10 protein-coding genes and 1 pseudogene are annotated in these 13,424 nt (G+C 74.1%); 6 read left to right on the top strand and 5 right to left on the bottom strand.

What is annotated here, in order from left to right; all coding sequences use genetic code 11:
• Positions 1 to 67 precede the first annotated feature (67 nt).
• On the bottom strand, positions 68 to 745 hold the full coding sequence (locus tag HB370_RS32520; protein ID WP_030789077.1) for a GntR family transcriptional regulator: 678 nt from the start codon (positions 743 to 745) through the stop codon (positions 68 to 70).
• Positions 746 to 879: 134 nt separating this feature from the next.
• Positions 880 to 1,827 carry a beta-ketoacyl-ACP synthase III gene (locus tag HB370_RS32515; RefSeq protein WP_030789080.1) on the bottom strand — a complete coding sequence of 316 codons (948 nt, stop codon included), beginning with the start codon at positions 1,825 to 1,827 and terminating at the stop codon, positions 880 to 882.
• A 252-nt stretch (positions 1,828 to 2,079) separates the two neighbouring features.
• Between HB370_RS32515 and fdhD the strand changes: the two genes are divergently transcribed.
• Positions 2,080 to 2,928: a formate dehydrogenase accessory sulfurtransferase FdhD gene (gene fdhD, locus HB370_RS32510; protein ID WP_030789083.1), complete on the top strand. Its 849-nt coding sequence runs from the start codon at positions 2,080 to 2,082 to the stop codon at positions 2,926 to 2,928.
• A gap of 105 nt (positions 2,929 to 3,033) precedes the next feature.
• On the opposite strand, the pseudogene HB370_RS32505 reads toward fdhD, so the two are convergent.
• Positions 3,034 to 3,468, bottom strand: a pseudogene (locus tag HB370_RS32505) (MarR family transcriptional regulator); the annotation flags it as partial.
• Between the two features lie 139 nt (positions 3,469 to 3,607).
• Here HB370_RS32505 and HB370_RS32500 point away from each other — a divergent pair.
• Positions 3,608 to 4,525 (top strand): zinc-binding dehydrogenase, encoded by a 918-nt coding sequence (locus tag HB370_RS32500; RefSeq protein ID WP_030789089.1) that lies wholly within the window; start codon positions 3,608 to 3,610, stop codon positions 4,523 to 4,525.
• 111 nt (positions 4,526 to 4,636) lie between these two features.
• On the top strand, positions 4,637 to 6,505 hold the full coding sequence (locus HB370_RS32495; protein WP_030789091.1) for a sialidase family protein: 1,869 nt from the start codon (positions 4,637 to 4,639) through the stop codon (positions 6,503 to 6,505).
• Here the strand turns inward: HB370_RS32495 and HB370_RS32490 are convergent.
• On the bottom strand, positions 6,455 to 7,519 hold the full coding sequence (locus HB370_RS32490) for a bile acid:sodium symporter family protein (protein ID WP_051816046.1): 1,065 nt from the start codon (positions 7,517 to 7,519) through the stop codon (positions 6,455 to 6,457). The genes HB370_RS32495 and HB370_RS32490 overlap by 51 nt on opposite strands.
• Positions 7,520 to 7,706: 187 nt before the next feature.
• Here HB370_RS32490 and HB370_RS32485 point away from each other — a divergent pair, with 187 nt between their 5' ends.
• Positions 7,707 to 8,576 (top strand): LysR substrate-binding domain-containing protein, encoded by an 870-nt coding sequence (locus HB370_RS32485; protein WP_030789095.1) that lies wholly within the window; start codon positions 7,707 to 7,709, stop codon positions 8,574 to 8,576.
• 21 nt (positions 8,577 to 8,597) lie between these two features.
• Here HB370_RS32485 and HB370_RS32480 read toward each other — a convergent pair whose 3' ends face one another.
• Positions 8,598 to 9,575 carry an Lrp/AsnC family transcriptional regulator gene (locus HB370_RS32480; protein ID WP_030789098.1) on the bottom strand — a complete coding sequence of 326 codons (978 nt, stop codon included), beginning with the start codon at positions 9,573 to 9,575 and terminating at the stop codon, positions 8,598 to 8,600.
• Positions 9,576 to 9,687: 112 nt separating this feature from the next.
• On the opposite strand from HB370_RS32480, the gene HB370_RS32475 reads away from it, so the two are divergent.
• Positions 9,688 to 11,187, top strand: coding sequence for an MFS transporter (locus tag HB370_RS32475; RefSeq protein ID WP_030789101.1), 1,500 nt, complete (start codon positions 9,688 to 9,690; stop codon positions 11,185 to 11,187).
• Positions 11,188 to 11,553: 366 nt separating this feature from the next.
• Entirely contained in the window at positions 11,554 to 13,380 is a 1,827-nt protein-coding gene (locus tag HB370_RS32470) for an AMP-dependent synthetase/ligase (RefSeq protein WP_030789104.1), read from the top strand.
• Positions 13,381 to 13,424 lie beyond the last annotated feature (44 nt).

The raw sequence follows: 13,424 nt of genomic DNA, 5'->3' as shown, positions 1-13,424 counted from the left end.
GACCCGCCGTACCGCTGCGGGCGTTTCCCCGTCCATGGCCCGACGGGGGGACGCCCGGCGGGTGTCGTCAGGCGGTGTCGCGCTCGTGGTACGACCGCCGGGTGTGCTCGGTGTGTTCGCGCATCAGCCGGGTGGCGCGCTGCTCGTCCCGGGCGTCGATGGCGGCGATCAGTTCCCGGTGCTCGACCCACGACTGGCCGCCGCGCTGCCGGGCCACCGGGGTGTAGTACCAGCGGACCCGCCGGTCCACCTGGGCGGCGAGCCCGGCGAGGACCGTGTTGCCGGCCAGCTCCATCACCTTGCTGTGGAAGGCCGCGTTGAGGGCGACCGCGCGGTCCACGTCCTCGGCCGCCACGGCCTGCTCGCCCTCGGCGCACAGCTCCTCCAGGGCGGCGACGCCGGCGCTGTCCGCGTGCGCGGCGGCCAGCCGGGCCGCCTCCGCCTCCAGCAGGGTACGCACCGTGAGCAGCTGGTCGGCCTCCTCCTCGGTCGGCTCGTGCACGAACGCGCCCTGGGCGGGCCGCAGATCGACCCACCCCTCGGTGTTCAGCCGCTGCAACGCCTCGCGCACGGGCTGCCGGGAGACGCCGAGGTGCCCGGCGAGTTCGCTCTCCACCAGGTGCTGTCCGGGCCGCAGGGCGCGGGTGGTGATGAGTTCCAGCAGCGCCTCGTACACGCGCTCGCGCAGCGGGCCCGGCCGCTCCAGCCTGGGCACCGCCCCCTGCGGCAGTCCGGTCGACAACATCGCGGTCCTCCTGGGCGGGTCTGACGCGTGGGCGATGGACGCTCAGTATCGATTGTCTTTCGTCTACAGTCTACGGTGCACAGGATTCCGTACGCAGGTCCCGGACGGGGCGTACGGGAGCCCGCGGCCGGGCCTCAGGGGCAGCGCACGACCTGCCCGGCGTAGGAGAGGTTGCCGCCGAACCCGAACAGCAGCACCGGGTCGCCGCTGCTCAGGGCGCCCTGTTCGAGCAGCTTGGAGAAGGCGAGCGGGACGCTGGCGGCCGAGGTGTTGCCGGACTCGGTGACGTCGCGGGCGATCACCGCGTTGACGGCACCGAGCTTGTGGGCCAGCGGCTCGATGATCCGCAGATTGGCCTGGTGCAGGACGACCCCGGCGAGGTCCTCGGGTGCCACCCCGGCCTTCTCGCAGGCCTGGCGGGCCATGGCCGGCAGCCGGGTGGTGGCCCAGCGGTAGACGCTCTGGCCCTCCTGCGCGAAGCGGGGCGGGGTGCCCTCGATCCGCACGGCGTGCCCCATCTCGGGGACCGAACCCCACAGCACCGGCCCGATGCCGGGCCCGGCCCCCGGCGGGCAGGCGGTCACGACGGCGGCGCCGGCCCCGTCGCCGACCAGGACGCAGGTGCTGCGGTCGGTCCAGTCGGCGACGTCGGACATCTTGTCGGCGCCGATGACCAGGGCGCGGGTGGCGGCGCCGGCCCGCAGGGTGTGGTCGGCGGTGGCGAGCGCGTGGGTGAACCCGGCACACACCACGTTGACGTCCAGCGCGGCGGGCCCGGGGATGCCGAGCCGGGCCGCGACCCGGGCGGCGGTGTTCGGGGAGCGGTCGATGGCGGTGGAGGTGGCGACGAGCACCAGGTCGATGTCGTCCGGGGTCAGCCCGGCCGCGGCGAGGGCCTTGGCGGCGGCGTGCGCGGCCAGCTCGTCCACGGGTTCGTCGGGGCCGGCGATGCGCCGGGTCCGGATGCCCACGCGGCTGCGGATCCACTCGTCGCTGGTGTCGACCATGCCCGCCAGGTCGTCGTTGGTGAGCACCCGGGCGGGCTGGTAGTGGCCGATGGCGACGATGCGCGAGCCGTTCATTCGGGAATCCCCTCGTGGCCTTGGGTGGCGGGACCCACCAGTGTGGTCAGTGACCGGTCGGTACGACGGCAGGTGAGGCCACAGGAAACCGGTGCCGCAGTTGTCGGCTCCCGTCAGACTGTCGGACGTCCACATGATCCGCGTCGCCGCGCCCACCTCGGGAACCCGCCCCCGCCGGGTCCCCCGCTCCCCATGTGCAGGACAATGAGACGGTCGGCGGCCAGCACGCACAGAACCGGGGCTGATCGGAACATGGGACGAGTCACGGAACGACGCAAGGTCCTCCGCATCCGGGACGGGGCGGTCTCCACCCGGCCGGACACCCTCGTCGCGGAGGAACCCCTGGAGATCCGGCTGAACGGCAAGCCGCTGGCGATCACCATGCGGACCCCGGGCGACGACTTCGCGCTGGCGGCCGGCTTCCTGGTGAGCGAGGGCGTCCTGGCCACGGCGGCGGACCTGCGGAACATCGTCTACTGCGCGGGCGCCACGGCGGACGGCTCCAACACCTACAACGTGGTCGACGTGCACACCGCCCCCGGCGTCGCCCTCCCCGACTTCACCCTGGAGCGGAACGTCTACACGACCTCCTCCTGCGGCCTGTGCGGCAAGGCCAGCCTGGACGCCGTCCGCACGACCGCGCGCTGGCCCATCGCCGACACTCCCCCGCTCCGGGTCACCCCCGAGCTGCTGGCGGGCCTTCCCGACCGGCTGCGGGCGGCCCAGCGGGTGTTCGACCGGACCGGGGGACTGCACGCGGCGGCCCTGTTCGACGAGGACGGGGAGCTGCTGGACACCCGCGAGGACGTGGGCCGGCACAACGCGGTCGACAAGCTCGTGGGGCGGGCGCTGCAGAGCGGCGCGCTGCCGCTGTCCCGGACGGTCCTCATGGTCTCCGGCCGGGCCTCCTTCGAGCTGGCGCAGAAGGCGGTCATGGCGGGCATCCCGGTGCTCGCGGCCGTCTCGGCGCCGTCCTCGCTCGCGGTGGACCTGGCCGCGGAGACCGGCCTGACCCTGGTGGGCTTCCTGCGGGGCACCTCGATGAACGTCTACGCGGGCGAGCACCGCATCGCCCTGCGGGAGCCGGCCTCCCAGGACTGACGGCACCGCCGGGCGGCGAGGTCAGCCCCGCACGGCGGAGTCCCCGGTACCACCGCGACCCCCTGAGGCGGCTGAGCCACCGGACCCCCCGGTGCCGCCCGGGACGCCGGAGACCCCGGAGATCCGGGCCAGCAGCTCCATGAACCGCTCCCGTTCGTCGGCCGACAGCGGGGCGAGCAGCTCGTCGTTGGCCTCGCGCGCGGCCTTCTCGCAGCGGGCGAGGAGCCGGGCGCCGTCGTCGGTGAGGGTCACGGCGTTCTTGCGCCGGTCGCGGGGGTCGGGGGCGCGCTCGACCAGGCCCGCGGACTGGAGGTCGTTGAGGATGCCGACCACGTCCTTGGGGTCCAGGCTCACCCCGCGGCCGAGGTCGGCCTGGGCGACCGGGGCGAGGTCGCGGACGGCGGAGAGCACCACGTGGTGCCACATCTTCAGCCCCTCGGCCGCCAGGGCGTCGGCGACCAGGGCGCGGCCCCGGGCGGCGGCCCGGCCCAGCAGCCAGCTCGGCAGGGAACGGATCGCGGGCAGGGGTGCTTCGGCCATGACCGCAGCCTAACCGAAGAATCATTGGACTTCCCAACGAACCTCCTCTACCGTTGGCACTCCCAACGAATTATGGGTGTTCCCAACGAATATTTCCCCGACCGACGGTGCCGGTGTGCCCGGCCCGAGGAGGTGTGCGATGCGTCGCGTCCGCTACGAGTCCGCCGGCGGCCCCCTGTTCCTGGAGGAGGCGCCCGTCCCGGAGCCCGGCCCCGGCGAGCTGCTGGTGCGCTGCGCCGCCGTCGGCCTCACCCTGCCGATGGTCCGCAAGGTGGCCGAGGCCGCCGAGCCGGTGCCGCTGGGCGGGGAGGTCGCGGGCGAGGTGGTGGCGGCCGGCCCCGGCGCGTCCCGCTTCCGGACCGGCGACCGGGTGACCGGGCTGTGCTTCGGCCACGGCTACGCCGACTTCGCCGTGGTGCACGAGGCGATGGCCTCACCGGTGCCGGACGACGCCGGCTTCGTCGCCGCGATCGCGCTGGTGCGCAGCGGCCTGGTGGCCTACGGCGCACTGGAGGCGGCACGGTTCGCGCCGGGCGAGTCGGTCCTCGTCACGGCGGCGGCGAGCGGTGTCGGGCACCTCGCGGTGCAGCTCGCCCGGGCGCGGGGCGCGGGCCGGGTGGTGGGGGCCGTCTCCGGCGCGGCGAAGGCGGACTTCGTCCGCTCCCTCGGCGCGGACGACTGCGTGCGGTACGACGACGACGGCTGGGGCGAGCCGGTCGACTGCGTCCTGGACGCCGTCGGCGGCGAACTGCTCACCCCGGCCCTGGCCGCGCTCGCCCCGCACGGCCGCCTGGTCGCCTACAGCTCGGGCGGCGGCACCATCCAGGCGTACGACCTGCTGGTGGGCGCCAAGTCGGTGACCGGCTTCCAGATGGCGCTGATCGCCCGCGAGCGGCCGGAGCTGTACGAGCGGTGGCTGCGGGAGCTGTGGCGGCTGTACGCCGAGGGCGCCCTGAGGCCCGCCGTGCACGGGGAGTTCGCCCTGGAGGAGGTGGAGGCGGCGCACCGGGTGATCACCACGCGGGCCAACCTCGGCAAAGTCGTCCTGTGCCCGTGAGTGCACGCTTCTTGTGAGCCGCGCACCCCGCAACTACCGTCGTTCGGGCGCATGTTGGACATGGGATGTCCGGATGTCCGCTCATCCGGCCGACGAAGGGCAGGCCGCACCGTGCCGCCAGGTCTCCGCACCCGCCTCAGACCCGTACTCGCCCTGGTCCTGGCCGGGTTGCTCCTGCCGTTCCTGCCCGCAGCACCGGCTCACGCCCAACCCTTCGTGACAGCACCGGAGTTCGAGCAGCAGGTGCTGTTCAAGGCGGCCCAGGACCCCGGTTACGCCTGCTTCCGCATCCCCGCGGTGGTGCGCACGACCGACGGCACCCTGCTGGCGTTCGCCGAGGGCCGGGTCCTCAACTGCGGCGACGCCGCCGACATCGACATCGTGCTCAAGCGCTCCACCGACGGCGGGCGCACCTGGGGGCCGCTCCAGGTCGTCACCGAGGGCGCCGGCGACACCCACGGCAACCCGGCGCCGGTCGTGGACCGCGACACCGGCCGGGTCTGGCTCGCGGAGACCTACAACACCGGCCGTACCGACGGCGCCAATTGCCGCGTCCCCTGCGACCGCACCCCGCACCTGCAGTACAGCGACGACGACGGCGAGACCTGGTCCGCGCCGCGCGACCTGAGCCCCGAGATCCTGCCCGCCGACTGGAACTCCTGGTACGCCACCGGGCCCGTGCACGGCATCCAGCTGACCCGCGGCCGGTACGCGGGGCGCCTGGTCTTCGGCGTCAACACCGAGACCTGGGACGGCACCAGGGTCACCGCCAACCACGCGGCGCTGATCGTCAGCGACGACCACGGCGGCCACTGGCGGATCGGCGCCACCGACACCTGGCCCATCGCCGCCGACGGCACCTTCCGGCAGAAGCCCTCCGAACTCACCCTCGCCGAGCGCGCCGACGGATCGGTCCTGGTCAGCGGGCGGGAACAGGACGGCACCGACCTCGGCCACCGCACCCAGGCCGTCAGCCGGGACGGCGGCACCGCCTTCACCGGACCCTTCCGCGCCCTGCCGGACCTGTACACCCCGCAGGTGCAGGGCTCGATGCTGCGGCTCGGCGACCGCCTGCTGCTCGCCTGCCCCGGCGACCCCGACCGGCGCCGCACCATGATGATCCGCTCCTCCTGGGACGACGGGCGGACCTGGGACAGCGCGGACCGGGGCACGGTCGTCACCACGGACTGGTCCGGCTACTCGGACCTGGTGCGCATCGGCTCCACCACGGCCGGCCTGCTGTACGAGGGCGGGGCGGTGGACGCCCGGGACGAGATCCGCTTCGCCCGCTTCACCGAGGACCGGCTCGCCCCGCGCCGCGGCCCCGACCCCGTCACCCCCGACCTCGCCCGGCACGCCCGCCCGGCGGCGGTGCTCGGCGACCCGGAGCGCGTCGACGGCGTGTCGGGCGGCGCGCTGGAGTTCGACGGCACGGACGACGCGGTCCGGCTGCCGTACCGCGCCGGGCTCCCGCTCGGCACCAAGGACTTCACGGTGTCGCTGTGGTTCCGGTACTCGGCGACCGCCGGCGAGCAGCCGCTGCTGTGGATGGGCGGGATCGGCACCAACCAGCCGCAGGTGTGGCTGCGCGGGGAGCCCGCGAGCGACCGGGTGCGGGCGCTGATCACCGTACGGAACGGGGCCGGGGCGCCGCAGTCCGCGTCCGTGCAGACCCCGACCGCCCACAACGACGGCCGGTGGCATCACGCCGTGCTCCGCCGGGGCGGCGGGCTGCTGTCGCTGTCCGTCGACGGCGCGGCCGTCTCCACGCCGGACCGGCCGGGCTCGGTCAGCCGGAACTCGCCCTTCGGCGTGCACCTCGGTCAGCGCATGGACGGCCGCGCCTTCCTCACCGGCGCGCTGGACGAGGTGCGGGTGTGGGACCGGGTGCTGGACGACGCGGAACCGGCGGACCCCAGGGTGCTGCGGTCAGCGCAGGACACGGCTGTGTGGCTGCCCCTGGACCGGGTCCGCGGCTGACCCCTCGGGCGCGTCCCCCGGCTCGCGGGGCGCGTCCTCGGCCGCCTCCGGGTCGTGGGAGCGGCGCTTGGCGATGACCGCGCACACCATCAGCTGCATCTGGTGGAAGAGCATCAGCGGCAGGACGGCCAGGGATGCCTGGGGGCCGAACAGGACGCTCGCCATCGGCAGCCCGGAGGCGAGGGACTTCTTCGACCCGGCGAACTGCACGGCGATCCGGTCCGCCCGGCCGAAGCCGAGCGCCTTGGCGCCGTACCAGGTCAGGACCAGCATCACCGCCAGCAGCACGGCCTCCACGCCGAGCAGCGCGGCCAGCCGCAGCGGGCTGACCTGGTGCCAGATCCCCTGGTTCATGCCCTCGCTGAACGCGGTGTAGACGACCAGCAGGATGGAGCCTCGGTCGACCAGGCCGAGGACCTTCTTGTGCCGGGTGACGAACGTGCCGATCCAGCGCCGCAGCAGCTGCCCGGCGAGGAACGGCACCAGCAGCTGGAGCACGATCTTCACCAGCGAGTCCGTGGAGAACCCGACCGCGTCGCCGCCGAGCAGCCCCGCCGCGAGCAGCGGGGTCAGGACGATGCCGGCGAGGGAGGAGAAGGATCCGGCGCAGATCGCCGCGGGCACGTTGCCGCGGGCGATGGAGGTGAACGCGATGGACGACTGGATGGTGGACGGCACCAGCGTCAGGAACAGCAGCCCCTGGTAGAGCGGCTGGGTCAGCAGGACCGGCACCAGGCCCCGGGCGGCCAGCCCGAACACCGGGAAGATGACGAAGGTGCAGATCAGCACGGTGAGGTGCAGCCGCCAGTGGCGCAGTCCGTCCAGCGCCTCACCGGTGGACAGCCGGGCGCCGTAGAGGAAGAAGAGGAAGGCGATGGCGGCCGTGGAGGCGCCCGAGGTCACGTCGGCGGCCGTGCCGCGCGCCGGGAGGAGGGCGGCGAGCCCCACCGTCCCGAGCAGCAGCACGATGTACGGGTCGATCGGCAGCCAACTGGGCCGGCGCAGGCGTGTCACGATGCTCCGATTGCTCTGTTTCGTCTTGCTGTCGTCTTGCTGTCGTCTTGCTGTCGTCTTGCTCTGTGTCGTACGTCCCGGGCCCGCAGGGCCCCCCTCCATCGTCCTCCTGGCGCCGCCGATCGGGAATCCCGTATACCGCTCTGACTGTGATCGCCTACCGTGATGACCGCGCTAGGCTCGGGGTGTGTACGAGCCGACGCACCTGCGCACCTTCCTGGCGGTCGCCCAGACGCTGAGCTTCACCCAGGCCGCCCGGCGACTGGGGCTGCGCCAGTCCACGGTGAGCCAGCATGTGCGACGACTGGAGGAGGCGGCCGGTCGGCAGCTGTTCGCCCGGGACACCCACTCGGTGGAGCTGACCGAGGACGGCGAGGCGATGCTCGGCTTCGCCCGCCGGATCCTGGAGGTGCACGAGCAGGCGACGGCGTTCTTCTCCGGCACGCGCGTGCGGGGCCGGCTGCGCTTCGGCGCCTCGGAGGACTTCGTGCTGACCCGGCTGCCGGAGATCCTGGAGGGCTTCCGCTACGACCATCCGGAGGTCGACCTGGAGCTGACGGTGGAGCTGTCCGGCACGCTGTACGAGCGGCTGGCCGCCGGGAAACTCGACCTGGTGCTGGCCAAGCGGCGCCCCGAGGATCCGCGCGGCGCGCTGGTGTGGCGCGACGACCTGGTGTGGATCGGCGCCGAGCGGCTGCGGCTGGAGACGGACCGGCCGGTTCCGCTGATCGTCTATCCGCCGCCGGGCATCACCCGGGCCCGCGCCCTCGAGGTGCTGGAACGGCAGGGCCGGCCGTGGCGGATCGTGTGCACGAGCGGCAGCCTCAACGGGCTGATCGCGGCGGCCCGGGCCGGTCTCGGGGTGATGGCCCACTCCCGGCGGCTGATCCCGCCGGGCCTGTTCCGGCTGCCCGACCGGGCGGGCCTGCCCGAGCTGGGCAAGGTCGACTTCGTCCTGGTGCACGGCCGCCGCCGGGGCCCGGCCGGGGAGGCCGCCGACGCGCTGGCGGCGGCGGTACTGGCCGGCGGCGAGCGGCTGCGGCGCAGCGGCGGCTGACCGGCGCGGCCCGCCGGGGCGTCACCGCGCCGGGCGGTAGGTCAGCTGCTTGACCCCGCGCAGGATGGGCGTCACCTCCACGTGCTGCACCCCCTCCAGGCGGCCGAGGGGCCCGCTGATGTAGGCGTACAGGGCGGCGGTGTCGCGGACGACGACGGTGACCACGATCTGGGAGGGGCCGGCGGTGGCGGAGGCGAACGCGACCTCGTCGTGGCCGGCGAGGGTCCGCCCGACGGAGTCCAGGGCGCCCGGCGCGGTGGTGATCCACAGCATGGCCTTCTTGGGGAAGCCGAGGACCGCGGTGTCGTACTCGGCGTCGACGTACACCGCGCCGGAGGCGATCAGGGCGGACAGCCGGCGCCGGAGCGCGGACTCGGAGCGGCCGGTGGCGTGCTGGAGTTCGGGGTAGCCGGCGCGGCCGTCGCGTTCGAGGACGGCGAGCAGCGGGGCGTCCTCGGGCTCCAGCCGGGCCGGGCCCGGCTCGGGCGGGCCGGGGCGGAGCGCGGCGATCTGGTCCGCGTCGAGCGCCTGGAACCTGGGCAGCCAGCCGACCGGGCCGCCGTAGAAGCGGTGCAGGAGCTGCTGGGCGCGGATCTCGACGACGCTGGGGGTGCGGGGCAGCTTGCCGAGCAGCAGGTCGTCGTGGTCGCCGGGGCTGCGCGGCCGGGTGATGCAGGCGATCTCGGTGCCGCCGGAGCACAGCCCGATCCAGTAGGTGTCGGGGCGCCGGGCGAGCGCGTCGGCGATGACGGCGGCGCCGTCGGGCGCGCAGCGCAGCCGCAGCATCCACTGGTCCTCGCCGAGCCGTGCGGCGTCCCGCAGCACGACGACCCGCAGCCCGCCCTCGGCGCACAGGCGTCGGTAGCGGCGGGCGACGGTGCGGTCGGAGACGCCGAGCACGGCGGCGATCCGGCTGAAGGGGGCCCGGCCGTCCATCTCCAGTGCGGAGAGCAGTTGGAGGTCCAGCAGGTCGAAGGTGTCGGATTCCATCCGCAGCATGCTCTCCCCCGTCGGATTCCGTCGCGTTCGCCCCGGTGGGGCGTCCGATCGGCCGTCGCCGGGTCATCGTACGCGGCGGTAGACCGCACGTTCGGACAGGGAGTTGAGGAGATTGCGGAGCTGGGGGACGCTCACGGCCATATGCCTGGGCACGTTCATGCTGCTGCTGGACGTGACCATCGTGGTGGTCGCGCTGCCGGACATGACGGGCTCGCTGCACGCGTCGCTGGGCGACTTGCAGTGGGTGGTCGACGGGTACGCGCTGGCGCTGGCCGCGCTGCTGCTCGGGGCGGGGGCGGCGGCCGACATCCTGGGCCGGCGCCGGGTGCACGTGGTGGGTGTGGTGCTGTTCGCGCTGGCCAGCCTGTTGTGCGGGCTGGCGTCGGACCCGGGCCTGCTGGTGGCGGCGCGGGCGTTGCAGGGCGTCGGCGGGGCGGCGATGTTCGCGACGACGCTGCCGTTGCTGGGCTCGGTCTACCAGGGCCGGCAGCGCTCGGCCGCGCTCGGGGTGTGGGGCGCGGTCAGCGGCGGGGCCGCGGCGGTCGGTCCGGTGCTGGGCGGGCTGATCACCGAGGGTCCGGGCTGGCGCTGGATCTTCTTCGTGAACCTGCCGGTGAGCGTGGTGGCGGTGTGGCTGACGCTGCGCACGGTCCCGGAGTCGCGCGGGCCGCGCGGCATGAGCGTCGACTGGGCGGGGACGGCGTCCTTCGCGGTGTTCGCGGGCGGGGCGACGTACGCCGTCGTGCGGGCCGGCGAGGACGGCTGGACGGCGCCCGCCACGCTGACCTCGTTCGCCGTGGCCGCGCTGGCCGTGGTGGTGTTCGCCCTGGTGGAGCGGCGGGTCGCGCATCCGCTGCTGGATCTGTCGCTGCTGCGCCGGCCCGCGTTCGTCGGCACGATGCTGGGCGCGTTCGCCTTCAACGGGGTGGCCTTCGGCGCCATTCCGTACCTGTCGATCTGGATGCAGACGCTGCTCGGGATGTCGCCGGTGCGCGGCGGGCTGACGCTGCTGCCGATGACGGTGATGTCCATGGTGGTGGCGGTGCTGGTGGGCCGGCTGCTGCACGGGGTGCCGGCCTGGCTGACGGTCGGCGGCGGGCTGCTGCTGGTCGGTGCCGGCACGCTGTGCCAGGCGGTGCTGGGCGCGGGCTCCGACTGGACGGCGCTGGTGCCGGGGTTCGTGCTGGTCGGGATCGGTACCGGGTTCGTGGCGCCGACGGTGGCCGGGGCGGCGCTGGCCTCGGTGCCGGCCGAGCGGGCCGGGATGGCGGGCGGCGCGGTGAACACCGTGCGGCAGTTGGGCTACGCGCTGGGAGTGGCGGTCGTCGGCACCGTTCTCACCTCGCGGCTGACCGGCCGGCTCCCCGAGGGCGCGGCGCACGCGCTGGCCGGCGGCGGCGCCGGGGCGCTGCTGCGCGGCGGGTTCCCGGAGCACTCCCTGCGGGCCGCGTTCGCCTCGGGGCTGAACGGCGCCCTGGTGGTGACGGGCCTGGCCGGACTGGTGGCGGGCGGCCTGGTGATGGCGCTGGTGCGGCCGGGCCGCCCGACGCCCGCACCGGCCCACGGGGCGGCGCCCGAGGCGGCGCCCGACAAGGCGGCGGCACGCGGCTGAACGGCGCCTGTGCCGGTACGGCTCACGGGGCGGTCACGGGGCGAGGGCTCCGGGGCCGTCCCGCACGCTTCGGCCGGGACCGGCCTCCCGGGGTGTACCGGCGGGCCGGGGCCCGCGCGGATCCGGCCGCCGTAATCGGCGCGTACAGATTCGGTGGAGATTACGGTACCGAAACTTACGGTGCCGTCGGTGTTGTGTCCGGCCCTTCCCCATGTGCGGGCATTTCCCCGCCGTCGTCCGGGCGGAACGCGCGGTTTGCCCGGCTTCCGGACCCCTCCCGCGCACGGATCGTGTGAGGTAGCTTTCACCGCGCTGTTGCGGTGCGTGGACCAGCGCCACCGAGACGCGAGAACACGGGGAGCGAGGTTGCGCGAGTTCACCAACCCTCCGCTGGTGTCGCCACCGCCGGCGGGCGGTCTGGCCGACATCGTCTTCGAGCACGCCCTGACCGATCCGCGGCACGTCGCGCTCGGCCGCAAGGACGCCGCCGGGCAGTGGCGGGACGTGACCGCCGCCGAGTTCCGCGACGAGGTCATGGCCCTCGCCAAGGGCCTGCTGGCCGACGGCGTCCGCTTCGGCGACCGCGTCGCGATCATGTCCCGCACCCGCTACGAGTGGACCCTCTTCGACTTCGCCCTGTGGACCATCGGCGCCCAGGTGGTGCCCGTCTACCCCACCTCCTCGGCGGAGCAGTGCTCCTGGATGCTGCACGACGCCGAGGTGTCCGCGGCGGTCGTGGAGCACGAGGACCACGCGATGACCGTCGCCACCGTCATCGACCGGCTGCCGAACCTGCGCCGGCTGTGGCAGCTGGACGCCGGCTGTGTGCAGGAGCTGTACGACGCCGGGGCGCACCTGGACGACGAGGTGGTGCACCGGCACCGGCAGGCGGTCACCCCGGACTCGGTCGCCACCGTCATCTACACCTCCGGCACCACGGGCCGCCCCAAGGGCTGTCTGCTGTCCCACGGCAACTTCATGTGCGAGGCGGACACCGTGCTGCGGGGGTGGGAGCCGGTGTTCCACTCCAGGAAGGGCGACGAGGCGTCCACGCTGCTGTTCCTGCCGCTGGCGCACGTCTTCGGGCGGATGGTGGAGGTCGCCGCGATCCGCGGCCGGGTCCGCTTCGGGCACCAGCCGCAGTTGCACGCCGCCGCCCTGCTGCCCGACCTGGCCGCGTTCCGGCCGACGTTCGTCCTCGCGGTGCCGTACATCTTCGAGAAGGTGTTCCACGCGGCCCGCCGCAAGGCCGAGCGGGAGGGCAGGTCGGGGCCGTTCGAGAAGGCCGTCGACGTCGCCGTGAAGTACGCGGAGGCGGTGGAGGCCAAGGCGTGGGGCACCGGGCCGGGCCCGTCGGCGGGGCTGCGGATGCAGCACCAGCTGTTCGACAAGCTGGTGTACGCCAAGGTCCGCGCCGCGATGGGCGGGCGGATCCGCAACGCGATGTCCGGCGGATCGGCGATGGACCGCCGGCTGGGGCTGTTCTTCGCGGGCGCGGGCGTGCAGATCTACGAGGGCTACGGGCTGACCGAGTCGACGGCCGCCGCGACCGCCAATCCACCCGGTCGCACCCGCTACGGCACCGTGGGCCCGCCCGTCCCGGGCGTGACCGTGCACATCGCCGACGACGGGGAGATCTGGCTGCGCGGCGGCACCGTCTTCCAGGGCTATCTGCACAACCAGAAGGCGACCGACGAGACCCTGCACGACGGCTGGCTGGCCACCGGCGACCTGGGCGCGCTGGACGAGGACGGCTATCTGACCATCACCGGCCGCAAGAAGGAGATCCTGGTGACCTCCGGCGGCAAGAGCGTGTCGCCGGGTGTGCTGGAGGAGCGGGTCCGCGAGCATCCGCTGGTCAGCCAGTGCATCGTGGTCGGCAACGACCGCCCCTACATCGCCGCCCTGGTCACGCTGGACCGGGAGGCGGTCGAGCACTGGCTGCAGATGCGCGGCAAGCCGGGCATGACCGCGGCGGAGCTGGTGCGCGACACGGATCTGGAGGCGGAGGTGCGCCGCGCGGTGGTGGCCGCCAACACGCTGGTCTCGCAGGCGGAGTCGATCCGCACCTTCCGCATCCTGGCCCAGCCGTTCACCGAGGAACACGGCCTGCTGACGCCGTCGTTGAAGCTGAAGCGGAAGGCGATCGAGAAGGCGTACGCGAACGAGGTGGAGGCGCTCTACCGCCTCTGACGCCCCGCCGCGCGGCTCCTTCGCGGGGCGGCGGCCGGGATGCC

The organism is Streptomyces sp. DSM 40868 (assembly GCF_011820545.1).
Classification (GTDB): domain Bacteria; phylum Actinomycetota; class Actinomycetes; order Streptomycetales; family Streptomycetaceae; genus Streptomyces; species Streptomyces eurythermus.
This window is presented reverse-complemented; position numbering and strand designations above follow the sequence as displayed.

Coding starts and splice junctions, on each gene's coding strand:
- HB370_RS32520 (WP_030789077.1), bottom strand. CDS start 745: ATGTTGTCGACCGGACTGCCGCAGGGGGCGGTGCCCAGGCTGGAGCGG.
- HB370_RS32515 (WP_030789080.1), bottom strand. CDS start 1,827: ATGAACGGCTCGCGCATCGTCGCCATCGGCCACTACCAGCCCGCCCGG.
- fdhD (WP_030789083.1), top strand. CDS start 2,080: ATGGGACGAGTCACGGAACGACGCAAGGTCCTCCGCATCCGGGACGGG.
- HB370_RS32500 (WP_030789089.1), top strand. CDS start 3,608: ATGCGTCGCGTCCGCTACGAGTCCGCCGGCGGCCCCCTGTTCCTGGAG.
- HB370_RS32480 (WP_030789098.1), bottom strand. CDS start 9,575: ATGCTGCGGATGGAATCCGACACCTTCGACCTGCTGGACCTCCAACTG.